This is a genomic window from Sphingomonas sp. UNC305MFCol5.2 (genome assembly GCF_000712135.1).
GTDB lineage: Bacteria > Pseudomonadota > Alphaproteobacteria > Sphingomonadales > Sphingomonadaceae > Sphingomonas.
The window spans coordinates 797,744-823,142 of the sequence record NZ_JOOE01000002.1 but is presented as its reverse complement, the minus strand read 5'-3'; the positions used below and the strand labels follow the sequence as shown (position 1 = coordinate 823,142).

The following is a 25,399-nucleotide window of genomic DNA, read 5'->3' as shown; positions in this document are numbered from 1 at the left end:
TTGGGCCGGGGTCCACCGTGCCGCATATGTTGGTCTGGAGCCGCCTGTCTTTCCTCTGCCGCGTGGTGGACCCCGGCCCAAGGCCGGGGTGACGGTTAGGAGGCGATTGACCCGCCACCCTGGGCGCGTCACTTCTCCGACATGCGCATCCCTGCTCTCGCACCGCTGACCCTGCTCGCTATCCCTGCCGCCCATGCGCAGGAACAGCCCGATCCGGCCCGGCTGAAGGCTAGCGTCGAGAAGCTGGTCGGCTTCGGCACACGCCACACCCTCTCCGTGACCGATCACCCAACGCGCGGCATCGGCGCGGCGCGGCGCTGGTTCGCGACCGAGCTTTCGCGGATCGGCGAGGCATGCGGCGGCTGTATCGAGACGGCGAACCTCGCGCGGACCTTCACCAATGATCGCGCGCCGAACGGAGTCGAGGTGGTCGACGTGCTCGGTTTCCAGCCCGGCAGGAATGCGAAGCGCGTGGTCATCGTGATGGGGCATATCGACAGCCGCGTGACCGATCCGATGAACGCGACTTCGGACGCGCCCGGCGCCAATGACGATGCCTCGGGCGTCGCTTTGGTGCTCGAGGCGGCGCGGATCCTGTCGAAGGAGAAGTTCGACGCGACGATCGTCTATGCCGCGCTTTCGGGCGAGGAGCAGGGGCTGTTCGGCGGGCAATTGCTCGCCGAGACCGCGAAGGAGCGCGGCTGGACGGTCAGCGCGGTGCTCAACAACGACATCGTCGGCAATACGATCGGGCAGAGCGGCGCGCGGGTGGCGGACCGGGTGCGGGTCTTCTCCGAAGGTATCCGTCAGGTCGAGTCGCTCGACGACCAGTTCGCCCGCCGCGCCGAAGGGGGCGAGGACGACGGCCCTTCGCGCGCGCTGGCCAAGGCGGCGGATGACGTGGCAGGCAAGCTGTCGGGCGGGCTGGACGTCGTGCTGGTGCGCCGGCCGGACCGGTTCGGCCGCGGCGGGGACCATACCCCGTTCCTCAAGCTCGGTTATCCGGCAGTGCGCTTCACCGTGGGCGTCGAGAATTACGACGCGCAGCATCAGGACCTGCGCACCGAAGGCGGCCGGGTCTATGGCGACACCGTCGACCGGATGGATTTCGGCTATCTCGCCAAGGTGACGGCGATCAACGTCGCGACGATCCGCCGGTTAGCCAGTGCGCCCGCGGCACCGGCGAGCGTGACGATCGGCGGCGCGCTGGCGAGCGACACGTCGGTCAAATGGGAGCCGGTGCCCGGCGCGTCACGCTACCGGGTTCATTGGCGCCGCGCCGACGCGCAGGACTGGCAGCGGCATGTCGACGTCACCGGCAGCGAGACGGTCCTCAAGGACGTGATCGTCGACGATAATTTCGTCGGCGTCTCGGCGCTGGCCGCGGGCGGCTCCGAAAGCCTGGTGACCTTCGGCGGCCGCGCCCGGCACTAGGCTCTCGGCATCTCCCCTCCCTGCAAGGGAGGGGTAGGGGGTGGGTGCGACCCCGGCGAAGACTGGGGGCGCCCATCGAGCTGCGTGGAATAAAGAAAAGGCCGGGCATCGAGCCCGGCCTTTTCTTACCCACCCCTAACCCCTCCCTTGCAGGGAGGGGGAAAGTCGAATGTCGATATGCTTTGACGCCAGCTCAGCAGCCGCAGCGCGGCCGCACCTTGCGCCACACGCGCTTGGAAGGCGCGCGGCGGTACGATTTGGTCACATATTCGGTGACCGTGGTGGTCGTGGTCGTCGCGCCGGGGATGACCACGACGGTCGTCCCCGCGCCATAATTGCCGACCCAGGCGCCGTTCTGCCACGTCATGCCGTTATAGCCGCCTTGCCAGCCGCCGCAGACCTGCACGCAGGACGGGGCCATCTGCACCACCGGCGGCAGGGCCACCGGTGGTGCATACCCCCCTGGGTATGGGCCATGATAGCGGCCGGGTTCGTCGTGCCGGCGCGGCGGCGGCGGCGCGTCATAAGGCGGCGGCGGAGGGCCGTCGTCATATCCGCCGTCGTCATAATAATCGTCGGGATCGACCGGCTCGATCCGCGGCGGCGGATAGCCCGCGCCGGCGCGGCTGTCGGCGCGCGCATAGCCTGCGTCGGCGCTCGCCATGGCGACTGCGCCGCCCCACGAAATGCCGTCGCGCGAATCCCAGACGCCGCCGTCGCGATCGACCAGCACGGCGTCGTCATAATAGCGCACCCACGAATAGCCCGGGGGCGGCGCGGCGAGACCGAAGCTCAGATAGTCGTGGACGCGGAAATCGGCGCCCATCCAATAGCCGGGGAGCCTGCCGCCGCGATGGAGCCGGCGATAGGCGTTCCAGCCGCCCGGCGCGCGATAGCCCGCATCCCAGCGCCCGTCGCGCATCGCCCAGCGGTGCGGATTGGTGCGCATCACCATCGGCGCCGACGTCCGCGGCATCACGACCCAGCGGCCGTCCTGCCAGACGCGCTGCGCGGCGGCGGGCGTCGCCCCCGCGACTCCGACGATCACCGCTGCTGCCAACCAAGTGCCGCGTACCATGCTCACTCCTTCGTGCCAGCGCCCTCTGCCGCGCTTTACGAAGAAGTAACCGTTACGGCGCGCGCACGAAATCGCGGGTGCGGCTCAAACCTGTCCCAATGCGGGGCAGCGTTTCATCCTGAGATTCGTGGAGCCAGAATCCGCATCAGCGCCTCGCAGCCCGCGGCGTCCCCGGCGTCGAAGCGGGCAGGCAGCGGGCTGTCGAGATCGAGCACGCCGAGCAGTTCGCCCTGGTGGACGATCGGCACCACCAGTTCCGAGCGGCTGGCGGCGTCGCAGGCGATGTGCCCCGGAAAGGCATGGACATCCTCGACGAGCTGGGTCTCGCGAGTCGCCGCGGCGGCGCCGCACACGCCCTTGCCGAACGGGATGCGGATGCACGCGGCCTTGCCCTGGAACGGGCCGAGGACGAGCTCGTCGTTCACGTTTCGATAGAAGCCGGACCAGTTCAGGTCGGGAAGATACTGGCCGATCAGCGCGGAGACATTGGCCATGTTGGCGATGGCATCGGGCTCGTCGGCGGTGAGCGAATCGAGCGCGGCGGCAAGGTCGCGATAGAGTTCGGATTTGCTGCCGGCGGCGATGGTGAAGTCGTACATGGCGCCTAGCTAGGCGTTCGCGCCGGGCTCTTCCAGCAGCGCAGCGAGGTTTTCGAGCGAGGAGGCGAGACCGGCGGCATGGTCCTCGGCCGAAATGCCCGAAGGCACGTCGCGGCATTCGACCAGGACCTCGGTGCCGCCCGGCGCGTCGCGGAGCATCCAGTCGATCGTCATCGTGCCGGTGAAAGCGGGATCGTCGGATTCGAAATCGGCGGCCTGGACGATCTGCACGCCGGGGGTGAAGGACACGAAGCGGCCCTCCACGACATCCTCGCCGCCGCCTGCCTTGCCCGCGCTCGCGTCGGGATAGCGCAGGATCATCCGATAGCGCCCGCCCGGACGCGCATCGAACGCTTCGAACCGGCCGGTCATGCCCTCGGGCGGCAGCCAATGGAGCAGCAGTTCGGGATCGACCAGCGCCCGGTAGATCGCGTCGCGCGGCGCGGCGATCGTGCGAACGGCCCGATCCGTGCGCCCGGCCATCAGTCGAGCCTCACCTTGCCGCGGCCGGCCTTCACTTCGCTGCGGCCCTTTTTGGTGTCGACGCGCCGCGCCCTGGCGGCCCTGCTCGGCTTGGTCTTCACGCGCCGCGTCTGGCGTTCGAGCGCCTTGTCGATCAGTTCCGCCACGCGCTCGCGCGCATCGCTGCGGTTGGCGTCCTGCGTGCGGAATTTCCGCGCGGTGATCACCAGCTCGCCCGCCGCCGTCATCCTGGTGCCGGCGAGGGTCTTGAGCTGCTGATAGGCATAAGGCGGCAGGCCGAGCGCGAAGACGTTGACGCGCAGCTGGACCGCGGTGGCGACCTTGTTGACGTTCTGCCCGCCGGGCCCCGAGGCGGCGAGGAACTTTTCCTCGACGATCGCCTCCTCCGGCAACTCAGCCACGGCCGAAGCCCATATTGTGGAAGCGCACCGGCAGCGGCGCCTCGGCATGGATGTCGGGCTTGCCTTCGCGGGGCACGGTGAGTTCGGCGGCGTGGAGCATCACCGCGGGGCCGCCTTTGCCATAGACCGGGTCGCCGAGGATCGGCAGGCCGAGCCCCTCGGCGGCGTGGACGCGGATCTGGTGGGTGCGGCCGGTCTCGGGGAAGAAAGCGAGCATCGCCTTGCCGCGCGCGCGCTCGACGACTTCCCAGCGGGTGCGCGCGGGCTTGCCGTTCGCGTCGCCGGTCATCCGCCAGCCGGTCTCCTCGGTCGAGACCTTGATCAGCGGCAAGTCGATCGTGCCGCTGTCTTCCGCGGGGTCGCCGTCGAGGATCGCGAGGTAGCGCTTGACCACCGTGCCCGCCTCGAAGGCCTGGCCGAAGCGCTTGTGCGCCTTGGGATTGCGCGCGAGCAACAGGCAGCCGCTGGTGTCGCGGTCGAGCCGGTGGACGGGCAAGGGGAGGCGCTGGAAGCCGAAAGTGAGCTGGTCGAGCATGTCCTCGAGGCTCTGCGAGCGGTCGCGCGGGCGATCGACCGGCAGGCCCGCGGGCTTGTCGATCACGATCGCTTCGCCGTCGATGAAGAGTACGCGGTCCTGGAACATGCCTCGCCCATGCCACTGCACGGCCGCCAGCGCCAGCGCGGCAATCGTGCGCGACTGCATGATCCTTTCCACGCGTGCGGCGTTTCCTAGGGTGATGCCATCCCGGCAGTGTCGTGAGGGTGCGCATGCGTTTTTCGGCCCTGGCTCTGCTCCTGCTCGCGCCGCCCGCCGCGCATGCCGGGGAGGTGATGCCCCAAGCTGCGCCCGCTCCGCTCGCGGACGTCGTGCGCCTCTTCAACCATCTGCCTTATGGCGAGGCGGATCCGGCCTCGCTGGCGCCCGTACCTAGCTTGCCGGGCTGCATCCTGGTGCGCGAGGCGACCTACGATCTCGAACGCCTGCTGGCTGCTGCCCGCGCGGAAGGGATCGATCTCGGCGCGATATCGTGCTTCCGCTCGATCGCGCACCAGCGCCGCGTCTTCTGCGCCGGACCCGACAATTGCGATTCAGTCGGCGGCGCCGCGCTCCGCGCGCGGTTCACCGGCCCGCCCGGACATAGCGAGCACGCCACCGGCTATGCGATCGACTTCGCCCAGCGCGGCACCGGCTGCCGTGCAGTCGAGCAATGTTTCATGCTCACCCCCGGCGGAAAATGGCTGATGAAGCGCGGACCGGATTTCGGGTTCGAGCTCTCCTTCCCCGCGGGCAACAAACAGGGCGTGGGGTGGGAGCCGTGGCATTGGCGCTGGGTCGGCCGGAGCAGCGATACCGGTGCGCAGGCGCAGGCGGCGCGTGCGCGTTTCGCAGCGGCACAGGCGCGCTTCCCCGCGCTCCCCGCCGTCGCTCGCCCGCAAACGAAGACGGCGGCCGGAACCGGGGTTCCAGCCGCCGCCGACGCGAGACCGCGAGGGAGGGGGGATTACGCGATCTCGATCTCGCGGACAGGGGCCGCGATCTTGTTGGCCAGCTCGGCGACGCGGCGGCCCTGATAGCGCGCGCCGTCGAGCTCGCTCGCGCTCGGCAGGCGGCTGCCGTCGCCGTCCGAGATCGTCGTCGCGCCATAAGGCGATCCGCCCTTGACCTCGTCGACGCCCATCTGGCCCTGGAAGCCATAATCGAGCCCGACGATGGTCAGGCCGAAGTGGAGCAGATTGGTGATGATCGAGAAGAGCGTCGCTTCCTGGCCGCCATGCTGGGTCGCGGTCGACGTGAAGGCGCCGCCGACCTTGCCGTTGAGCGCGCCCTGGTACCAGACGCCACCGGCGCGATCCCAGAAGCTCGCCATCTGGCTCGACATCCGCCCGTAGCGGGTCGGCGCGCCGACGATGATGCCGTCATAATTGGCGAGCTCGTTGACGTCGTCGAGCACCGGGTGGCTATGGTCGGGAATGAAGCCCGATGCCGTGGCGACTTCGGCGGGCACGGTCTCGGGGACGCGGCGCACATCGACTTCGGCGCCCGTGCTGCGCGCGCCCTCGGCGACGGCGTCCGCCATCTTCGCGAGGTGGCCGTAGGACGAATAATAGAGAACCAGGATCTTGGACATGGCAATTCCTTCAATTCAGGCCGTCGCCCCGGCGAAAGCCGGGGTCTCAAGCCGCATGAGATCCCAGCTTTCGCTGGGATGACGATTGGGTGGTCATTCGGCGTCGACGAGCACGATCTCGGCGTCTTCGAGCGCCTTGATCGTTACGGTCTGGCCGCCCGAGAGCGCCGCGCCGTCGCGGGCGTCGAAGCGCTGGCCGTCGATCTCGATCGCGCCGACGGCGGGGACGAGATAGGCGTGGCGCGCATCGCCGACCTGGTGCTCGACGCTTTCGCCGGCCTTGAGTGTGGCGCCGAGGACGCGGGCATTGGCCCGGATCGGCAGCGCATCGTCGTCGCCGTCGAAGCCCGAAGCGAGCGTCACGAACTTGCCCGAGCGATCGCCCTTGGGGAAAGGCTTGGCACCCCAGCTCGGCTGGCCGCCGGTTTCGCGCGGCAGGATCCAGATCTGGAACAGCGTCGTGGTCTCGGGCTCGAGATTGTACTCGGCGTGGCGCACCCCGGTGCCCGCGCTCATCACCTGGACGTCGCCGGCCCCGGTGCGGCCCTTGTTGCCCATCGAATCCTGATGGGTGATCGCGCCGGTGCGGACATAGGTGATGATCTCCATGTTCTGGTGCGGATGCGCCGGGAAGCCGCTGTTCGCGGCGATCTCGTCGTCGTTCCAGACGCGGAGCGAGCCCCAGTTGGTGCGCGCCGGATCATAATAATCGGCGAAGCTGAAATGGTGCCGGGCATTGAGCCAGCCATGGTCGGCATGGCCTAGGCTTTCGAAGGAGCGTTTCTCGATCATCGCTGATCTCCCTTGGTGTTGGTGCCAAGATAGGAAGCGGGATCATGCGGTAAATGGAAACGTTGGAAACCGATCGTTTCCCTATCTTCCCCTCCCTGCAAGGGAGGGGTAAGGGGTGGGTGCGAACTTCGGGGCTCGATGCCCCGGAGTTCGGCGGAGGGGCTCGCTGCGCTCGCCACCCACCCCCGGCCCCTCCCTTGCAGGGAGGGGAGGAGAAGAAAGATGAAGCTACCCGATTTCGAAGCATGGGCGATCTTCGCCAGCGTGGTCGAGCATCGCTCGTTCAGCGGCGCGGCCGACGCGCTGGCGGTCTCCAAGGCGACGGTGTCCAAGGCGATCACCCGGCTCGAGGCGCGGCTGGGCACCTCGCTGTTCCACCGCACCTCGCGGCGGCTGACCTTGACCGACAGCGGCCGCGCGCTCGCCGATCACGCCCAGCGGATCCTTTCCGAAGGCCAGACCGCCGAGGAAGCGGCATTCGAATCCGCCAGCGCGCCGGTGGGCGTGGTGCGCGTCGCGGCGCCGCTGACCTTCGGCGTCCGCCATATGGCGCCGGTGCTCGCCGAGTTCATGGCGCTGCATCCGGGGATCAAGATCGACCTGCGCCTGTCGGACGCGTTCGTCGACATCGTCGGCGAAGGCGTCGACATCGCGGTCCGCATCGCCGAATTGCCCGATTCTTCGCTCCGCGCGCGCCGGCTGGGGCCCGTCACCGGCCATATCGTCGCCTCGCCGGCCTATTTCGACCGCATGGGCCGCCCGCGCCACCCCGCCGATCTCGCGAGCCACGCCTGCTTCGTCTACACCAACACCGCGAACCCGGAGGTGTGGCGCTTCCGCCGCGCCGGCGGCGAGGAAGCGGCAGTGCGGATCGACGGCCCGATCCGCACCGACAGCGGCGATGCGATGCTCCCGGCGTTGCGTGCGGGGCTCGGTGTGGCGCGGCTCCCCGATTTCCTCGTCGACGAGGAACTGGCGGCCGGGCGGCTGGAATCGGTGCTCGACGATTGGGCCGGAGGTGCCTCCGGACTGCACCTGATCACGCCCCCCGGAACCTTGCGCCCGGCCCGGGTCGAGGCGCTGATCGATTTCCTCAGCGATCGGCTCAAGCGACTCTGCGGCGAAGCGCATTTATGACTCGACTCCGAAACGAATTTGAGTCCGCGAATAGGTAGATTCCCTACGACTCGTGGAACAAGGCCGGTTAGTCAGAAATTAACCTTTTGCCTTCAGAGGTGCTTAGGTTAATGAATTGGTCCAACGCGTCGGCCGAAGGGGCTCACAACGCGTGCTTGGGACAGGGGAACCGACGATGCGCGTGCTGCTGATCGAGGACGAGCCTTCGACTGCCAAGGCGATCGAGCTGATGCTCTCGACCGAAGGGTTCAACGTCTACACCACGGATCTGGGCGAAGAGGGCCTGGATCTGGCCAAGCTCTATGATTACGACATCATCCTGCTGGATCTCAACCTGCCGGACATGCACGGTTACGACGTGCTCAAGAAGGTCCGCGTCGCCCGCGTGCAGACGCCGGTGCTGATCCTGTCGGGCATCAACGAAATGGATTCGAAGGTGCGCAGCTTCGGCTTCGGCGCCGACGACTATGTCACCAAGCCGTTCCACCGCGAAGAGCTGGTCGCGCGCATCCACGCCGTCGTCCGCCGCTCGAAGGGCCACAGCCAGTCGGTCATCCGCACCGGCAAGCTGGCGGTCAATCTCGACGCCAAGACGGTCGAAGTCGACGGTGCCCGCGTGCACCTGACCGGCAAGGAATATGCGATGCTGGAGCTGCTCTCGCTCCGCAAGGGCACCACGCTCACCAAGGAAATGTTCCTCAACCACCTGTATGGCGGGATGGACGAGCCCGAGCTCAAGATCATCGACGTCTTCATCTGCAAGCTGCGCAAGAAGCTCAGCATGGCCTGCGAAGGCGAGAATTACATCGAGACCGTCTGGGGCCGCGGCTATGTGCTGCGCGAGCCCGATGGCGGCGAGATCACGGAGCCGGTTTCGGCAGTCGCCTGAATCGGTTCATTGGGGGCAGGGAAGCCGCGGTCCGCAAGGGCCGCGGCTTTTTCGCGTTCGGGGCCCTTCGTGAAAGGCCGCGAACGCAGGCAAGGCTCAATCTCCGATCCCTCGCACTGGCCACTTGTCGAATCGATATTTCTGGAATAGTCGAAATATCGAAGCAACGGAGGATACGACGATGAAGCGTCTTCACATGCACGTCAGCGTGCCGAACATCGAACAGGCGGTCGCATTCTACAGCACCTTGTTCGACGCCTCCCCCGTCGTCGTGAAGGACGACTACGCGAAGTGGATGCTTGAAGACCCGCGCGTCAATCTCGCCATTTCGTCGCGGGCTCGGGCAACCGGGATCGATCATGTCGGCGTCCAGGTCGATAGCGTCGATGAACTCACCGAACTCGCCACGCGCTTGAAGGCCGCAGGATCGACGACGTTCGATCAGGAAGCAACGACGTGCTGCTATGCGAAGTCGGACAAGTCATGGGTGACGGACACCGCGGGCGTTCGCTGGGAAACCTTCTTCACGCACGGCGAAGCTACCGCATATGGCGAGGACGAAGTGATCCCCGTCGCGTCCGCGAAGTCGGCGTGCTGCTGATGCAATTGTCCACAGCCGTAGAGGCGCTATCGGCGCTCGCGCACGCCAGTCGCCTTGCCGTGTTCCGCCTGCTGGTGCGCGCGGGCGCGGAGGGCATGGCGGCGGGCGACATCGCTCGCGAAATCGGGGCGCTCCCCAACACGCTCTCGACGCATCTGACGATCCTCGGCAATGCGGGGTTGATCCGATCGCGGCGCGACGGGCGTTCGGTGATCTATTCGGCCGACTATGACGGGATGCGCGATCTCCTCGGCTTCCTTGTCGCCGACTGTTGCGCAGGCCGTCCCGAGATATGCGGCGCGCTTGGCGAGCTCGCTGCCGACACCGATTGCTGTTCGTGACACCATCGCGGCGCATCGTAGCCGAGTTCGTCGGCACGGCGATGTTGCTTGCGATCGTCGTCGGTTCGGGGATCATGGGCGAGCGTCTTGCGGCCGGGAATGATGCGGTCGCGTTGCTCGGCAACACGCTCGCAACCGGGGCGGGGTTGATCGTCCTGATCCATATGTTCGGACCCGTTTCCGGCGCACACTTCAACCCTGCGGTGACGTTGGCCGTCCTTCTGAAGCGCGAGACGACGGCTCGTGTCGCAATCCTCTACGTCGCTGCGCAGCTAGCCGGGGCGATCATAGGAGTGTGGGCAGCACACGCCATGTTCGCGGAACCGATCCTTCAGATATCGGGCAAGGCGCGCGACGGGCTTCCGCAAGGGTTCGCCGAATGCGTCGCCACCTTCGGTCTGATGGGGACGATCTTCAGCACGCAACGCTATCGGCCCGAGTTCACCGCCGTGGCGGTCGGGCTCTACATCGTCGCCGCTTATTGGTTCACGGCTTCAACGTCCTTCGCGAACCCCGCGGTGACGATCGCCCGAAGCTTGTCGAATAGCTTCGCCGGGATCGCACCCGCGTCAATTCACGTCTTCATCGCAGGGCAGCTTGTCGGCGCGCTCGCGGCCATCGCGTTCTTCGGCTGGCTATTGAAGGAGGAAAGCCCACAATGACCGCCTTCCCGATCACGATCTATCACAACCCCGATTGCGGTACCTCGCGTAACGCGCTCGCGATGATCGAAGCGGCCGGATACGCGCCGGAGGTTGTCGAGTATCGCAAGACCGGTTGGACGCGAGCGAAGCTTGACGAACTGCTAGCCGCTATGGCGGTGAAGCCCCGCGAGGTTCTGCGCGAGAAGGGCACGCCAGCGGCGGAACTCGGCTTGCTCGATCCGTCGGTGTCCGATGAAGCGATCATCGAAGCCATGATGGCGCACCCGATCCTGGTGAACCGGCCGATCGTGGCGACGTCCAAGGGCGTGAAGCTATGTCGGCCGTCCGAGGCCGTATTGTCGCTGTTGGACCGCGTTCCGGTCGAATTCACGAAGGAAGACGGCGAAGTCGTGCGGCCGTAGCGCCTAGGTACGCGCCCGCCTGCCCGTCGCGATGCGGCGGGCCTCGGCGTGGCGTTCGGCGCGGTCGAGCAATGCCTCGAGATCCTCGCGGCTGACGTCGAAGGTCTCGCCCGACTCCGCCAGCGCGGCGTCCACGTCTTCCATCAGCAGCCGCGGCCGATCGGCGATCTTCATCGGGCGGTGCGGATAGCTGTGGCCGGAGACCCGGTGGAAGGCGATGCCGATCGCAGTGAGCGCGACGGCGTTGAGGCCGACCGGAAGCAGCGCGAACCCATAGCCTTGCGCCAGCACCGCGGGGGCGAGCACGGGCAGCAAGACGGTGCCGCCGCCGGGCGGGTGCAGGCAGCGCAGCGCCGACATCGCCAGGATCGTCGCGCCGACCGCGACGCCTACAGCGAGCGCCCCGTTCCCCAGCAGATGGGCGACCGCGACGCCGACCAGCGCCGAGACCATGTTCCCGCCAATGATCGGCCAGGGCTGGGCGAGCGGGCTGGAAGGTACCGCGAACAGCAGGACCGCCGACGCGCCGAGCGGTGCCGCCAGCAAAAGTCCATGGCTCGGCACCAGCAGCGTCGAGATCGCCGCACACAATCCGATCCCGATCACTGCGCCCGCGCCGGCGATGCTGCGCTCGCGCCAGTTCGCCCCCGCCAGCAGCAGGGCGAAACGCCTTGGCCGTGCGGTCATCCTATTTGCGCTGCCAGACCCGGTCGCCGCCGACCCAGGTCTCGATCACCTTGGTCGCGCGCAGGTCGGCCGGCGAGGCGAGCAGGGGGTCGCGATCGATGATCAGGAAGTCGGCGCGCATGCCCAGCGCGATCCGGCCGATCTTGTCCTCGGCGAACCCGGCATAGGCTGCGCCAGTGGTGAAGCCGGCCCAGCCCTGCTCGCGCGTCACCGCTTCCTCCGGCCGCCAGCCGCCAAAGGGCTGACCGCTGGCGTCCTGCCGCGTGAAGCTCGTCGCCCAGCCCGCCCAGGGATCGGGGCTCTCGACCGGGAAGTCCGATCCGAAGGCGAGCCGCGATCCGTTCTGCAGCATCGAGCGCCATGCATAGGCACCGCCCAGCCGCGCCGTGCCCAGCCGCGCCTCGACCATATGCATGTCGCTGGTCTGGTGGACGGGCTGCATCGACGCGATCGTGCCGAACTTGCCGAAGCGCGGCAGGTCCTTGGGATCGACGATCTGGGCATGCTCGATGCGCCAGCGGCGATCGCCCTTATAGGTCTCCGACAGGACCTCGATCGCGTCGAGCACCTGCTGGTTGGCGCGGTCGCCGATCGCGTGGACCGCGATCTGGAAGCCGTCCATCGAGCCGCGGATCATAAGGTTGAGCAGTTGATCGTCCGAGAAGAAGATCAGCCCCTTGTTGCCGGGCGCGTCGGCATAGTCGGCCTTGAGCCACGCCCCCCGCGAGCCGAGCGCGCCGTCCCCGATGATCTTGATTCCGCCCATCCGGAGCCTGTCGGCATAGAGCCAGGGCGTCGGTCCCTGGCCCGCGACGGCCAGCGCAGTGTCGACGCCGCTGGCATAGCTGAGGATGCGCATCTTGAGCAGGCCGAGATCGCCCATCCGGCGATACGTCATCCAGTCGGCCAGCGTCGTGCCCATGTCCGCCGCGGTGGTGACGCCCAGCGAGAAGAGCTTTTCCTGCGCGGCGAGGAAAGCGGCGTTCTGCTCGCGCGGCGTGGGGGCGGGAATGTTCCTCGTGATCAGGTCCATCGCCCCGTCGACGAACACGCCGGCGGGCTTGCCGGCGGCGCGCTCGATGCGGCCGCCATTGGGGTCCCTGGTCGCTGCCGTCACATTGCCTGCGGCGATTGCGCGGCTGTTCGCCCAGCCGGCATGGCCGTCGACGCGCTCGAGCCAGACCGGGCGGTCGCTCACCGCGGCATCGAGCTCGGCGGCGGTGGGGAAGCGGCCGAGCTTCCAGCGCTCCTGGTTCCATCCGCTCCCGAGGATCCACTTGTTCGGATTCGACGCGGCATAAGTGCGGATCTTCGCGAGCGCCTCGTCGAGCGAATTGGTCTCGGAGAGGTCGAGCCGGACGAGCTGCGCGCCGAGGCCCATGACATGGCCGTGCGCGTCGATCATGCCCGGTACCAGCGTCTTGCCGCCCATGTCGACTTTCCAGTCGGCTTTCTTGGGGCGTCGCTCGCCGCTCTTCAGGATGAGGCTGATCTTGCCGTCGCGGTTGATCATCAGCCCGGTGAAGCGGACCACCTGGCCCTTCTCGTCGAGCGTCATCCCGTTGACGTTGTCGATCAGCGCGTCGGCGCGGGCGGCGACAGGAGCGGCGAGCGCGAGGAGCGGGGCCAGCAGGCGCGCGAGCAGGTGCAGCTTTGGCATAGGCGATTGCGCATAGGGCCTGTTCCCCCGCCGCGCCAGATGGTCTAGGTCCGCCTGACTATGGCCACCAAAGCAGCACCGGCGAACGCGCCGCTCCCCGTATCGATCACCGACGTCCGCGAAGCCGCCGCACGGATTATGGGGTCGGTCGTGCGGACGCCGACCCTGGTGAGCAGGACCTTGTCGGAGCTGACCGGCGCGACGGTCTATCTCAAGTTCGAGAACCTACAGTTCACTGCGGCGTACAAGGAGCGCGGCGCGCTCAACACGTTGCTCCAGCTCGACGAGGACGCGCGGTCGCGGGGCGTGATCGCGGCGTCGGCGGGCAATCACGCGCAGGGCCTCGCATATCACGCGACACGGCTCGGAATCCCGAGCACGATCGTGATGCCGCTCAACACGCCGACGATAAAGGTCACCCAGACGGAGAGCCACGGCGCCAACGTCATCCTCCACGGCGAAACCTTCGACGAAGCCTATGCGCATTCGCGCAAGCTCGAGGCCGAGAAGGGCTTCACTTTCGTCCATCCGTTTGACGATGCGCGGATCATCGCGGGGCAGGGGACGGCGGCGCTCGAGATGATCGAGGACGTGCCGGAGATCGACACGCTCGTGATTCCGATCGGCGGCGGCGGACTGATCTCGGGAAGCGCGGTCGTCGCCAAGTCCGAGGGCCGCGCGATCGAAGTCGTCGGAGTCGAGGCCGAGCTCTATCCGTCGATGTACAATCGCATCCACGGCACCGACATGCCGTGCGCGGGCGACACGCTAGCCGAGGGCATCGCCGTCAAGGAGCCCGGCGGAATCACTTCGAAGATGGTCGAGGCGATCGTCGACGACATCATCCTCGTCAGCGAGCGGCGGCTGGAAGAAGCCGTCAGCCTGCTCCTCCAGATCGAGAAGACCGTGGTCGAGGGCGCGGGTGCCGCGGGCCTCGCCGCGCTGCTCGCCGAGCCAGGGCGGTTTCGCGGCAAGACCGTCGGCACGATCCTGTGCGGCGGCAATATCGACACCCGGCTGCTCGCCAATGTGCTGCTGCGCGATCTCGCCCGCTCCGGCCGCCTCGCGCGACTGCGCATCCGGCTGCAGGATCGCCCGGGCGCGCTGTTCAACGTGGCGCGCATCTTCCACGAACAGGGCGTCAACATCATCGAGGTCTATCACCAGCGCGTGTTCACGACGCTGCCGGCCAAGGGCCTGATCACCGACATCGAGTGCGAGACTCGCGATCGCGATCATCTCGACCGGCTGATGACCGCATTGCGCCGCGCGCAATATGAAGTGAGCCAGGTCGAACTGGCTTAGTTCACCTGTTGCCCGTTCTCTGCTCGTCACCCCGGACTTGTTCCGGGGGCCACCGGGCATCAAGCGACGGGCAAGAGGCGCAAATACTTCCGGTGCGGCTTGGTGGACCCCGGCACGAGGCCGGGGTGACGAAAGGGTTGTAGAGGCCTTTTATCGCCCTGGGACGTGACGAACCGAATCGCTGGCGCGGCGAATCGAGTCGCGGCGGGATTCACACGCGAATCGCGCGGCAATATACCGGTCTTCGGAACGGGAGCCCGACACGCATGCGCGTCGCCGAGGCGTCCCGCCATGGTTAACGACCCTCGTTCGCGTCCTGGCGCGGAACGATGCAAGCCTTTGGTTTCGCGCGTTTGCCCTAATGGCTAATCGTTAACTCTCTTTCTTGGTAAAGCGGCTTTTCATCATGCATCCGCCGTTCCATAGTCGTGTTTGAAAGGGCCAGATGGGCCTGACTAAGGGCGACTCAGCGGTGACTGCACTTTCCCGTTTCCCGCGCTTCTTCGTGACCAGCCCGAGCCCGTGCCCCTATCTCCCGGGCCGGCAGGAGCGGAAGATCTTCACCGAACTGACCGGCCAGCATGCCGGCGAGCTGAACGACGCGCTGGGCCGGATCGGCTTTCGCCGCAGCCAGTCGGTCGCCTATCGGCCGAGCTGCGCGGGCTGCACGGCGTGCGTTTCGGTGCGTGTGGTCGCTGACGAGTTCAAGCCGAACGCGAGCCAGCGCAAGCTGCTCAAGCGCCATTCCGATCTTGAGGTCACTGCCTGCAAGCCGTGGGCGACCGAGGAGCAGTTCGATCTGCTGCACCGCTATCTGAAGACGCGTCACCCCGGTGGCGGCATGGCGGCAATGGACGAGAACGACTATGCCGACATGGTCGAGCAATCGCCGGTCAGCTCCTATGTGATCGAATATCGCGAGCCTTCGGTCGACGGGGTCCGCGGTCGTCTGGTGGGCGCGTGCATCACCGATCAGCAGGCCGACGGCCTGTCGATGATCTACAGCTTCTTCGAGGCCGATGAGGCGGGCCGCCAGGGGCTCGGCAATTTCATCATCATGGATCATATCCTGCGCGCGCGTGCGGCCAGCCTGCCCTATGTCTATCTCGGCTATTGGGTGAAGGGCTCCGAGCGGATGGCATACAAGACGCGCTATCGGCCGATCGAAGTGCTCGGCCCCAATGGCTGGTCGCTGCTCAGCGACGAGGACATAACGGTCTCGACGCCGGTCCCTGCGCGGATGCCCGAACTGGCCTGATCTATTCCTCGGAGACGACTCGCAAGTCGACGTCGAGTTCTTCGTCCCCATTGCCCATCCGCGTGCCCGCGATCGATGCGGCGCCGAGCGCGTCGAGCCCCACCGCGACGCGGACATAGGAATCATCCGGGGAAAGTCCCGTCACCGGATCGAACCCGACCCAGCCCAATTTCTCGACATGCGCCTCCACCCAGGCATGCGGCGCCGAGTGCGCTTCGCCGTTGCGGAAATAGCCCGAGATATAGCGGGCCGGGACTTCGAGACTGCGCGCCGCCGCGAGGAACATCTGGGCCACGTCGCGTGAGGTCGCCTTGCCGCGCACGAACGCCTCCGCGGCGGTGAGGCCGGTATCGGGGGCATCGGGGACGCAGGGAAAGCGCGCATGGAGCGCCGCGTTGAGTCGGTGCATCCGGTCGAGCGTGTCTCTCGCCCCTGCGACGCTCTCCGCCGCGAAGGCAGGCAGCCCATCGCCGAGCGTCGTCCGCGGCGTGGTGCGCAGATAGAGCATCGGCGGCAGCGGCTCGATCGATCCGTGGATCACGCCGTTGGTGTCGCTGGTCAGCACTTCGCCGGTGACGGTGATGTCGATCGCCTCGATCGGTCCCTCGGCATAGAGCATCGTCACGGCATTGCCGAAGCCGTCGATTGCGTCGCGCATCCGGGCGTCGCAATCGACGCCGATCATCCAGCTCACCACGGTCTGGTCGCGCGTATCGCACGGCGTCAGCCGCAGCATCTGCACAAGCCGGGCCTGCGGCTCGGAGAAGCGATAGCGCGTGCGGTGGTCGATCGCGATCCGCATCAAATGAACCTGAATTGCCGCGCGACGGCGGCGTTGAGCATCGCGTTCTCATGGATGAACGCTTCGAGATATTCGTGGAGCCCGCTGACGATCACTTCGGAGGTCCGCGTCTTCTGCATCCGCGCCATCCGCGCGCGCGCCATGCGATCGGCCTCGCCCTGGAGGCCGGTGCGCTTGGCGAGCTGGCTGAGCAATTGCACCGTCTCCTCGACGCACGCGGCGAGGCTGCGCGGCAATTCGAAGCGGCTGATCAGCAGGTCGATCACGTTCGCGGGCTGGAGCCCGTCGCTATAGAGCCAGCGATAGGCGGTGACCGCCGAGACGGTCTGAAGGATCGTCGTCCATTGGTCGCGATCGACCACGCCGCCCACATCTTCGCCCTCGGGCAGCAACAGATGATATTTGACGTCGACCAGCCGCGCGGTGTTGTCGGCGCGCTCGACCGTGGCGCCCAGCTGGATCAGGAAGGTTGCCTCGTTGCGCATCATCCGGTGGATAGAGCCTTCGAACCCGCGGGTCTCGCCCTTGACCTGCTCGACGAGGTTGAGTGTCGCGGTGGCGCCGCCGGTCGAGGCGCGGTTCTGGAACAGCCACCAGGCGCGGTTGATCGCGGTCCATGCCTCCCGGGTCAGCGCGGTGCGGACGGCACGGGCATTGTTGCGCGCCATCTCGAGGCACCGGATGATCGAGCCGGGATGGCTGGCGTCGAGCGTGAGGAAGCGCGCGACATGGCTCTGGGTGTAGCTCTGTCCGGTCGCGGCGAATGCTTCGTCGGTGTCGGTGACCGATAGCGCACTCTGCCATGCCGCCTCGCCTGCGGGGCGTGCCGAGAGTGCGTCGAGCCGCACGGTCGCCTCGACCAGCCGCGCGATGAAGTCGGCGCGCTCGACATAGCGGCCCAGCCAATAGAGCGCCGCCGCGGTGCGCGAGAGCATCAGCATGCGCCTAGCTCCGCCTCTGCGATTGGGATTGCGACGCTGTGCCCTCCATCAACACGAAGCTGTCCTTGGTCCCGCCGCCCTGGCTCGAATTGACCACCAGCGAGCCTTCGCGCAGCGCCACCCGAGTGAGGCCACCCGGTACGACATGTACTCCGTCGCTGCCGGTCAGGACGAAGGGGCGGAAATCGACATGGCGCGGGGCGAGCCCGGAATCGCTCATCGTCGGCACGGTCGACAGCGCCAGCGTCGGCTGGGCGATGTAGCGATGGGGCTCGGCGATCAGCGCCGCGCGGAAATCGGCGATCTGCGCCTTGGTCGCGGTCGGGCCGACGAGCATGCCATAGCCGCCCGATCCGTCGACCAATTTGACCACCAGTTGATCGAGATTGTCGAGCACGTATTTCAGCGCCTGCGGCTCGCGGCAGCGGAAGGTCTCGACGTTGGGCAGCCTGGCCTCGCCGCCCGAATAGAATTTCACGATTTCGGGCATGTACGAATAGATCGCCTTGTCGTCGGCGATGCCGTTGCCGGGCGCGTTGATCAGCGCGACATTGCCCGCGCGATAGGCGGCGATCAGTCCTGGAACGCCGAGCAGCGAATCCGGTCGAAATGTGAGCGGATCGAGGAAATCGTCGTCGATCCGGCGATAGATGACGTCGACCTTCACGCGTCCGGCGATCGTCTGCACCCAGACCACGTCGTCGTCGACCACCAGATCGGCCGCCTCGACCAGCTCGATCCCCATCGAATCGGCGAGGAAGCTGTGCTCGTAATAGGCCGAATTGAAATGGCCGGGGGTGAGCACGACGCAGACCGGGTGCGGATTGTTGCCCGGCGCCACCGAGCGCATCGTCTCGAGCAGCATATCGGGATAGGAATCGACCGGCGCGACGCGGAAATCGCGGAACAGTTCGGGGCAGAGCCGCAGCATGGCCTCGCGATTCTCGAGCATGTACGAAACGCCCGAAGGCGTGCGGGCATTGTCCTCGAGCACATAGAATTCGTCGGGCCCCACGCGGACGAGATCGATCCCGCAAATATGCGCCCACACCCCGTGTGGCGGGCGGATGCCGGCGACTTCGGGGCGGAACTGCTCGTTGCGATAGATCAGTTCGGGCGGGATGAGCCCTTCCTTGAGGATGCGGCGCTCGCCGTAAATGTCCTCGAGGAACGCGTTGATCGCCTCGACGCGCTGGACCAGCCCTTCGCACAGCCGCGACCATTCCTGATGGAGGAACACGCGTGGGACGATGTCGAACGGGATGATCCGCTCGGCGGCGTCGCTGTCGCCATAGACCGCGAAGGTGATGCCCAATTGACGGAACGCGGCCTCGGCAGATTGCTGGCGGCGCTGGAGTTCGGAAGCCGGGGTGTCGGCCACCCATTGCGACAGCGCGGCGAATTCGGGCCGCGGTGCCTCAGGCCCGCCATGCCCCCAGATCTCGTCGAACGCTCCGCCTGTCGCCATCAACGCTCCCAAGTGCAGCAGATCGCCGCAAGTTCCATGCTGCAACGCTTTGCTGCGTTGCACAAGGGGGGCTATTTTGCGGCGGCCCGGTCGGCGAGCAGCGATTGGCTGAGAACCTGTGGGAGGACCTCGGGCTCCCCGCTGCCCGGCTTGTACCAAAGGTAGAGCGGGACGCCCGCACGGTTGTGCGCCTCGATGAAGCGGCCGAGCGCCGGATCGCCATTGGTCCAGTCGCCGACCAGCACCGCGACATTGCCCTTGGCGAAGGCATCGGCAACCGCACGGGTCTCGATCACGGCCTTTTCGTTGACCTTGCAGGTCAGGCACCAGTCCGCAGTGAAATAAGCGAAGATCGGGCGGCCTGTCGCGCGCAGTTCCGCCAGTCGCGCTTCGCTGAACGGCTCGGCACCGGCGATTGCGGGACGCTCGGCACCGGCGGGCGCCGGGCGGACGACCACGACCGCGGCGAGCGCGAGCAGGAACAGCGGCAATGCGGGAAGCCAGGCGCGGCTGAGCCCGCGTGCCTGCCGCCGGCCCGCCCACCACAAGCCGAGCGACGCCAGCAATGCAGCACCCAGGCCGATCGTCATCCCGTCGGCGCCCGCCTGACGCCCCAGCACCCAGGCGAGCGCCAGCGCTGTGAGGAACATCGGCACCGAGAGAATGCGCCGCATCGTCTCCATCCACGCGCCGGGTCTGGGCAAGCGGCGGCGCAATGCGGGGACGAATCCGAGCAGGAGGAACGGCAGGGCGATGCCGAGCCCCAGCCCGCCGAATATCGCGAGCGCCGCGGGCCGGGGGAGGATCAACGCGCTGCCCAGAGCTGCGCCCATGAACGGCCCGGTGCACGGCGTCGCGACGAAGGCGGCGAGCGCGCCGGTCATGAACGCGCCGCCATGGCCGCGGGCCGAGGCGCGATTGACGAAGCCGGGGGCGGGAACTTCGAACAGACCGGCGAGGTTGAGCGCGATCGCAGTCACCAGCAGCAGCAGCACGAGGATCACGCGCGGGTCCTGCAGCTGGAACGCCCAGCCCACCGCCACGCCACCTGCGCGCACCGCCAGCAATGCGCCGCCTAGCGCGAGGCATGTCAGCACCACGCCTGCGGTGTAAGCGAGGGCCTCGCCGCGCGGATTGCCTTCCGCGTCACCCGCTTTGGCGAGGCTGAGCGCCTTGAGGCTGAGGATCGGGAAGACGCAGGGCATCACGTTGAGGATCAACCCGCCGAGCACGGCGCCGAGAAAGGCGATCAGCGCGGTCCACAGCCAGTCGCTCGCCCCCGCGGCCGAGGTCGTTGCCGGCGCCACGATGCCGGGCGTGGCATCGAGTGTGAAGCCCAGACTGCCGAAAGCGAGCACGCCGCGGATCGGTCCCGCCGGACGTTTGGCGGGCGCCTCGATCACTACCCGGTCGCCGTCGCGCACCACGCGCTGGGGCGCGGCATATTCGATCGCGCCGTCGGTCAGCGGGAAGAAATAGCCTTCGCCGGCCACCGAGGCCGCGGCGGGGAAGGGGACGCCCAGCCGGAATGTCTTGCCGTCGACCTGATACGTCGCTTGTGCGCCGAGCGGCCTGGGCAGGGCCGCACGCCAGCCGTCGAAACGTGTGCGGCGATCGGCCGGGACTGCCCCGTCGCCGATCGTCAGCCTCGTCTCGAGCTCGGCCTTTTCGGGGACGCAGATCTGGTCGGTGCAGACGAGATAATCCAGCTTCACGTGGACGGGAAACGGATCGCCGGCCTTGGCGTCGGCGGGGATCTTGAGCGTCACGAGCGGCGCGAACGGGCCTTCGTAGACATAGTTCATCAGCTCGCCGATGATCAGCCGCTGCGGCACGGGGTACCGCAGCGGCCCCGCGCTCGCGCCCGCCGGCAGCGTCCATTCGGCACGGGCAGGGAGCCCGGCATCGCCCGGATTTTCCCAATAGGCATGCCAGCCGGGCTCGGGCGTCGAGGCGAAGGCGAGCGTGACTTCACTGCCGGGCGCGGGATGGTCGGTTTCCGCGATCAGCGCGATGCGGACATGTGGTCCCTTGCCCGGCGCTTGCGCCGAAGCGGGCGCAATCGCGAGCCAGAGCGCGAGCGACATCAACACGAAACGTAGCCAGGCCATGTCGCGTCCTTGCCCAGGATCGGCCAATGGACAATAGCTGGGCACGGATTTCCTCACGCCTCGGAGCCTCGTTCTCGATGAAGTTCGCTCTTCCCACCGCGCTGGCGCTGCTCGCCGCCACGCCTGCCGCCGCTCAACAGGCTTCCGCACCCGCTGCCGCCGCGCCTGCTGCGCCTCCCAAGCTCGTCGTGGTGATCTCGGTCGACCAGTTCTCGGCGGACCTGTTCGCCGAATATCGCAGCCAGTTCCGCGAGGGCTTCGCGCGGCTGATGTCGGGCGCGGTGTTCCCCTCGGGCTATCAGAGCCACGCCGCGACCGAGACCTGTCCCGGCCACTCGACGATCCTCACCGGCGCGCGGCCCGCCCGCACCGGGATCATCGCCAACGACTGGACCGATTTCTCGGCGCCGCGCGAGGACAAGACGGTCTATTGCGCCGAGGACGAGAGCGTTCCCGGCAGCACCTCCAGCAAATACACCGTGTCGGACAAGCATCTGAAGGTGCCGACCCTCGGCGAATGGATGAAGGCGGCCGATCCAGGGAGCCGCGTCGTCTCGGTGGCGGGCAAGGACCGCGCCGCCGTGATGATGGGCGGGCACAAGGTCGACGAACTCTGGTGGTGGGACGGCAAGGGCTTCGTCTCCTATGCCGGCCGCGCCGAGCCGGCGATGGTCACCCGGGTCAACGCCGGCGTCACCCAACGGCTTGCCGAGGCGCAGGAGCCGATGGAGCTGACGCCGTTCTGCCAGGCTCGCAGCCGCGCCGTGCCGGTGACTCCCGCATTTTCGGTCGGTGAAGGGCGGTTCGCGCGCGCCGCCGGCGACGTCCGCGCCTTCCGCGCCTCGCCCGAATTCGACGAGGCCATCCTCGCATTGGGCGCCGGGCTCGCCACCGACATGAAGCTGGGGCGGGGCGCGCACACCGATCTGCTGATCCTGGGCGCCTCGGCCACCGACTATGTCGGCCACAGCCTCGGCACCGAAGGCAGCGAGATGTGCCTTCAGATGACCGCGCTCGATCAGGCGCTGGGCAAATTGTTCGCCGTGCTCGACAGGACCGGCGTCGATTATGCCGTGGTGCTGACCGCCGATCATGGCGGGCACGATCTCCCCGAGCGCAACCGCGATCATGCCGCCCCGATGGCGGCGCGCGTCGATCCGGCATTGGCGGCGAGCGCGCTCGGCAAGGAGATCGCGGCCAAGCTCGGCATCGCGGGGCCGACCTTGGTCGGCAGCACGGCGGGCGACGTCTATTTCGACCCGAAGCTGACCAGGGCGCAGCGCGCCGCGGTCGAGGCCGAGGCGATCCGCCGCTATTCGGCGCATCCGCAGGTCCAGGCGGTGTTCACGCGCGCCCAGATCGCCGCGACCGGCGCGCCCAAGGGTCCGCCCGAGACCTGGACTCTGCTCGAGCGCGCGCGCCAGTCCTATGATCCGGCGCGTTCGGGCGATCTGGTCGTCGCGCTCAAGCCGCGCGTGACGCCGATCGCCAGCCCCGGCCCCGGCTATGTCGCGACGCATGGCAGTTTCTGGGACTATGACCGGCGCGTGCCGATCCTGTTCTGGCGCAAGGGCATGACCGGGTTCGAGCAGCCGCTGTCGGTGGAGACGGTCGATATCGCGCCGACGCTGGCGTCGCTGATCGGAGTGCCGGTGCCGGTGCAGATCGACGGGCGCTGCCTCGATCTCGATTCGGGGCCGGGAAGCACCTGCAAATAGGATTTGGTCAGCTTAACTTCGCACTTTTCCCGCGATTTCGCTAATTTCGTTGCGCGGTGGCGCACGAATATTACGCGCGTGTGCGGGTGGAATCTCGACGGTTCAAAGAGCGGGGACGCAAGGCTGGCACGGCAAATCCTACATTGCCAGTGCCGCGCTTCGGCGGCGATGAGCAGCACCCTAGTCAAAGTCCATGCTCCTGCGAAGGCAGGAGCCTGGGGTCTCGAGCGATGTCCCCTGTAACCCTGGGCTCCTGCCTTCGCAGGAGCACGGAGGGCGGAGGCGCGGGATTTAGCGTCGCTCGAACGACCGCATCCCGGTGAGGCGGTTGTTGCTCAGCTCGATCGTCTCGCCGCTCAGGTCGGCGACGAACGCCGGATTCGGCGGCGCGCCGGGGGCCATGCTGGCGACATTGTCCTCGATCCGCAGTCCGCGCGCGGGATAGGTCTTCCCCTCGGCCGCGACGACGATCAGCCCCGAATGATTGTCCTTGCTCTTGCCCTGGACGAAGGTGTTGCGCGCGATCAGCCCGGTGCCGCCCTCGGACAGGTCGATCATGTAGTTGGTCTTCTTGCCGGCGCTGTCGTCGAAGCTCGAATCGGTGATGTTGACGCGGCGCGCACGCAATTTGACGTAATGCCCGCCGGTGCCGCGCTCGAAGCGCGAGCGCGTGACCGAGACCTCGCCGTCCACCGCGAGATAGATCGCATGGCTGCAATTCTCGGTCTCGCACTGGCCGAGTCCGGCGAAGGTGGTGCGATCGATGCTGATCCGGCGGACGGTCTCATGCCCGCCGCCCAGAATGCCTTCCTGGCTGTCGAGGAACATCGAGTTGGTGATCGTCAGGTCGCCCATCTCGTGACGGATGCCGGCGCCGTTGCCGTCGGAGACGGCATAGCCGCGAAAGACGATGCCATCGATCGTCGAGCCGCGGCCGCGCAGCACGAAGCCGGCCTTTTCCTCGCACACTTCCTTTTCGAAGATCACGGTGCCGGGCTGGCGCGCCTTGAAAGTGATCTTGCCACCGGTCTGGACCGTGCACTGGCGATAGGTGCCGGGCGCGATCAGGATCGTCGCATTGTCGTCGCGGATCGCAGTGACCGCCTCGTCGATCGTGGCATAGCCCTGTCCCGTCTCGGCGACGACGAAGGGGGCGGGTCGCTCCTGCGCGGCGGCAGGCGAGGCGAGGGCGAGGAGGAGGATGGCGCGCATGTGCCGATCCTACGCGCCTGGGTGCAAAGAGCGGGTTAACCGGTGCCCTCTTCCCCGCTCTCTTCTTCGTCACCCCCGCGAAAACGGGGGCCATCTCCAACACTATCCACGAAGTCGCCGGCGCATTCTGCTGCTCGTTCAGGAGATGGGTCCCCGCTTTCGCGGGGATGACGGTATTGGGATTAAGGGACGATCGTGGTGAACAGATAGACGCCCAGGATGACGAGGTGCACCGCGCCCTGCAGGATCGTCGTCCGGCCGGTCGCCAGCGACAGCGTCGATACGATCAGCGTGAGGAACAGCAATACGATGCTCTTGGGTCCCAGTCCCAGCGAGATCGGCATATCGGCGAACAGCGACAATGCCGCGACGCCGGGTATGGTCAGGCCGATCGTGGCGAGCGCGGAGCCGAGCCCTAGATTGAGGCTGGTCTGGAGCCGGTTGGCGAGCGCCGCGCGGACCGCCGCGATGCTTTCGGGCAGCAATACCAGGGCGGCGATGATGACGCCGACCACTGCCTGCGGGGCGCCCGCCGCGAGCACCCATTTCTCGATCGGATACGCCAATGTCTTGGCGAGCAGCACCACGCCGCCGAGGCACGCGACGAGCAATGCGGCGGAGACGAGCGCACGTTGGTCGGACGGCGGATCGGCGTGCGTGTCCGCGTCGTGCACGGTCGTGCGCGGGGGTAGGAAATAGTCGCGGTGACGGACCGTCTGCACGCCGACAAAGGTCGCGTAGAGCAGGAAGGAAACCACCGCGACGAAGCCGAGCTGGGCGGGCGCATAAGCGGGGCCGGGGCTGGTTACGGTGAAATTGGGCAGGACGAGCGTGAGCACCGTCAGCGCGCAGAGCGCCGCGAGCGAGGCGCTGACTCCGGTCTGCTGGAAGGTCTGCTCGCGATGCCGGATCGCGCCGACGAGGATGCAGATGCCGACCAGCCCGTTGAGGATGATCATCACCGCGGCAAACACGGTGTCGCGCGCCAACGTCGCAGCGCCTTCGCCGGCCGCGCTCATCAGCGTGACGATCAGCCCCAGCTCGATGATCGTCACTGCCACTGCGAGCAGAAGCGTGCCGAAAGGTTCGCCCACCCGGTGCGCCACGATCTCGGCGTGATGCACCGCTGCGAGGACGGTGGCGATCAGCGCGATGCCCAGCACCAGCGGCGGAACCGCGATGCCCTTGCTCGTCGCCAGCAGAAGCCACGCCGCGGCCGGGGCCGCCCATGTCCAGTGCTGCAGGATCCGCATCATCGCCATGCCCCTTGCCTGCCCGGGCGCCGTC

General features: G+C 67.3%; 26 protein-coding genes. 11 read left to right on the top strand and 15 right to left on the bottom strand.

Annotated elements, in window-relative coordinates:
• Positions 1–141: 141 nt before the first annotated feature.
• A complete protein-coding gene (locus BR78_RS0111160) occupies positions 142–1,434 on the top strand; it encodes a M20/M25/M40 family metallo-hydrolase (RefSeq protein ID WP_029936503.1) in 1,293 nt (430 codons plus the stop codon).
• 193 nt (positions 1,435–1,627) lie between these two features.
• Here the strand turns inward: BR78_RS0111160 and BR78_RS0111155 are convergent, their stop codons facing one another.
• The 5 genes from BR78_RS0111155 to BR78_RS0111135 form a co-directional block, all read right to left on the bottom strand.
• A complete protein-coding gene (locus BR78_RS0111155) occupies positions 1,628–2,512 on the bottom strand; it encodes an RcnB family protein (protein WP_051683302.1) in 885 nt (294 codons plus the stop codon).
• 113 nt (positions 2,513–2,625) lie between these two features.
• Positions 2,626–3,111: a GAF domain-containing protein gene (locus tag BR78_RS0111150; RefSeq protein WP_029936501.1), complete on the bottom strand. Its 486-nt coding sequence runs from the start codon at positions 3,109–3,111 to the stop codon at positions 2,626–2,628.
• Positions 3,112–3,120: 9 nt separating this feature from the next.
• Positions 3,121–3,594 carry an SRPBCC family protein gene (locus tag BR78_RS0111145; protein ID WP_029936500.1) on the bottom strand — a complete coding sequence of 158 codons (474 nt, stop codon included), beginning with the start codon at positions 3,592–3,594 and terminating at the stop codon, positions 3,121–3,123.
• Entirely contained in the window at positions 3,594–3,995 is a 402-nt protein-coding gene (gene arfB, locus BR78_RS0111140) for an alternative ribosome rescue aminoacyl-tRNA hydrolase ArfB (protein ID WP_029936499.1), read from the bottom strand. Before arfB ends, BR78_RS0111145 begins: the two co-directional genes overlap by 1 nt.
• A complete protein-coding gene (locus tag BR78_RS0111135) occupies positions 3,988–4,638 on the bottom strand; it encodes an RluA family pseudouridine synthase (RefSeq protein ID WP_029936498.1) in 651 nt (216 codons plus the stop codon). Before BR78_RS0111135 ends, arfB begins: the two co-directional genes overlap by 8 nt.
• Before the next feature lie 125 nt (positions 4,639–4,763).
• Here BR78_RS0111135 and BR78_RS0111130 point away from each other — a divergent pair, with 125 nt between their 5' ends.
• Positions 4,764–5,567: a M15 family metallopeptidase gene (locus tag BR78_RS0111130; protein WP_025561275.1), complete on the top strand. Its 804-nt coding sequence runs from the start codon at positions 4,764–4,766 to the stop codon at positions 5,565–5,567.
• On the opposite strand, the gene wrbA is transcribed toward BR78_RS0111130, so the two are convergent.
• Positions 5,498–6,124, bottom strand: a complete 627-nt coding sequence (gene wrbA / locus BR78_RS0111125) for an NAD(P)H:quinone oxidoreductase (protein ID WP_025561274.1) — start codon at positions 6,122–6,124, stop codon at positions 5,498–5,500. The genes BR78_RS0111130 and wrbA overlap by 70 nt on opposite strands.
• Before the next feature lie 93 nt (positions 6,125–6,217).
• Entirely contained in the window at positions 6,218–6,916 is a 699-nt protein-coding gene (locus BR78_RS0111120) for a pirin family protein (RefSeq protein ID WP_025561273.1), read from the bottom strand.
• A gap of 222 nt (positions 6,917–7,138) precedes the next feature.
• On the opposite strand from BR78_RS0111120, the gene BR78_RS0111115 reads away from it, so the two are divergent.
• The 6 genes from BR78_RS0111115 (at position 7,139) to arsC (ending at position 10,950) form a co-directional block, all read left to right on the top strand.
• Positions 7,139–8,053, top strand: a complete 915-nt coding sequence (locus BR78_RS0111115; protein WP_025561287.1) for a LysR family transcriptional regulator — start codon at positions 7,139–7,141, stop codon at positions 8,051–8,053.
• 175 nt (positions 8,054–8,228) lie between these two features.
• Complete coding sequence (ctrA, locus tag BR78_RS0111110) at positions 8,229–8,942, top strand: response regulator transcription factor CtrA (RefSeq protein ID WP_025495731.1); 714 nt, start codon at positions 8,229–8,231, stop codon at positions 8,940–8,942.
• A gap of 181 nt (positions 8,943–9,123) precedes the next feature.
• A complete protein-coding gene (locus BR78_RS0111105) occupies positions 9,124–9,543 on the top strand; it encodes an ArsI/CadI family heavy metal resistance metalloenzyme (RefSeq protein WP_029936497.1) in 420 nt (139 codons plus the stop codon).
• Positions 9,543–9,884: an ArsR/SmtB family transcription factor gene (locus BR78_RS0111100; RefSeq protein WP_029936496.1), complete on the top strand. Its 342-nt coding sequence runs from the start codon at positions 9,543–9,545 to the stop codon at positions 9,882–9,884. The genes BR78_RS0111105 and BR78_RS0111100 overlap by 1 nt, the downstream gene beginning before the upstream one ends.
• Positions 9,836–10,546 (top strand): MIP/aquaporin family protein, encoded by a 711-nt coding sequence (locus BR78_RS0111095; protein WP_051683301.1) that lies wholly within the window; start codon positions 9,836–9,838, stop codon positions 10,544–10,546. The genes BR78_RS0111100 and BR78_RS0111095 overlap by 49 nt, the downstream gene beginning before the upstream one ends.
• Positions 10,543–10,950, top strand: coding sequence for an arsenate reductase (glutaredoxin) (arsC, locus tag BR78_RS0111090; RefSeq protein WP_029936494.1), 408 nt, complete (start codon positions 10,543–10,545; stop codon positions 10,948–10,950). Before BR78_RS0111095 ends, arsC begins: the two co-directional genes overlap by 4 nt.
• Positions 10,951–10,953: 3 nt before the next feature.
• Here the strand turns inward: arsC and BR78_RS0111085 are convergent, their stop codons facing one another.
• Both BR78_RS0111085 and BR78_RS0111080 read right to left on the bottom strand, forming a co-directional pair.
• Positions 10,954–11,637 (bottom strand): HPP family protein, encoded by a 684-nt coding sequence (locus BR78_RS0111085; RefSeq protein WP_029936493.1) that lies wholly within the window; start codon positions 11,635–11,637, stop codon positions 10,954–10,956.
• Position 11,638: 1 nt separating this feature from the next.
• Entirely contained in the window at positions 11,639–13,297 is a 1,659-nt protein-coding gene (locus BR78_RS0111080; protein ID WP_029936492.1) for an amidohydrolase, read from the bottom strand.
• A gap of 60 nt (positions 13,298–13,357) precedes the next feature.
• Here BR78_RS0111080 and BR78_RS0111075 point away from each other — a divergent pair, with 60 nt between their 5' ends.
• The gene (locus tag BR78_RS0111075; RefSeq protein WP_029936491.1) at positions 13,358–14,602 is read left to right on the top strand and encodes a threonine ammonia-lyase; all 1,245 of its coding nucleotides are present in this window, start codon (positions 13,358–13,360) and stop codon (positions 14,600–14,602) included.
• 472 nt (positions 14,603–15,074) lie between these two features.
• Positions 15,075–15,860 (top strand): arginyltransferase, encoded by a 786-nt coding sequence (locus BR78_RS0111070; protein WP_029936490.1) that lies wholly within the window; start codon positions 15,075–15,077, stop codon positions 15,858–15,860.
• Position 15,861: 1 nt separating this feature from the next.
• Here the strand turns inward: BR78_RS0111070 and BR78_RS0111065 are convergent, their stop codons facing one another.
• From BR78_RS0111065 to BR78_RS0111050, 4 genes are all read right to left on the bottom strand, one after another.
• On the bottom strand, positions 15,862–16,662 hold the full coding sequence (locus BR78_RS0111065) for a transglutaminase family protein (protein ID WP_029936489.1): 801 nt from the start codon (positions 16,660–16,662) through the stop codon (positions 15,862–15,864).
• Positions 16,662–17,597: an alpha-E domain-containing protein gene (locus BR78_RS0111060; RefSeq protein WP_029936488.1), complete on the bottom strand. Its 936-nt coding sequence runs from the start codon at positions 17,595–17,597 to the stop codon at positions 16,662–16,664. The genes BR78_RS0111065 and BR78_RS0111060 overlap by 1 nt, the downstream gene beginning before the upstream one ends.
• A 10-nt stretch (positions 17,598–17,607) precedes the next feature.
• Positions 17,608–19,071 carry a circularly permuted type 2 ATP-grasp protein gene (locus tag BR78_RS0111055; protein WP_029936487.1) on the bottom strand — a complete coding sequence of 488 codons (1,464 nt, stop codon included), beginning with the start codon at positions 19,069–19,071 and terminating at the stop codon, positions 17,608–17,610.
• 71 nt (positions 19,072–19,142) lie between these two features.
• Complete coding sequence (locus BR78_RS0111050; protein WP_029936486.1) at positions 19,143–21,182, bottom strand: protein-disulfide reductase DsbD family protein; 2,040 nt, start codon at positions 21,180–21,182, stop codon at positions 19,143–19,145.
• Between the two features lie 77 nt (positions 21,183–21,259).
• Between BR78_RS0111050 and BR78_RS0111045 the strand changes: the two genes are divergently transcribed.
• Complete coding sequence (locus BR78_RS0111045; RefSeq protein WP_029936485.1) at positions 21,260–22,900, top strand: alkaline phosphatase family protein; 1,641 nt, start codon at positions 21,260–21,262, stop codon at positions 22,898–22,900.
• 291 nt (positions 22,901–23,191) lie between these two features.
• Here the strand turns inward: BR78_RS0111045 and BR78_RS0111040 are convergent, their stop codons facing one another.
• Both BR78_RS0111040 and BR78_RS0111035 read right to left on the bottom strand, forming a co-directional pair.
• Entirely contained in the window at positions 23,192–24,112 is a 921-nt protein-coding gene (locus BR78_RS0111040) for a hypothetical protein (RefSeq protein ID WP_029936484.1), read from the bottom strand.
• A gap of 182 nt (positions 24,113–24,294) precedes the next feature.
• The gene (locus BR78_RS0111035) at positions 24,295–25,374 is read right to left on the bottom strand and encodes a calcium:proton antiporter (protein WP_029936483.1); all 1,080 of its coding nucleotides are present in this window, start codon (positions 25,372–25,374) and stop codon (positions 24,295–24,297) included.
• Positions 25,375–25,399 lie beyond the last annotated feature (25 nt).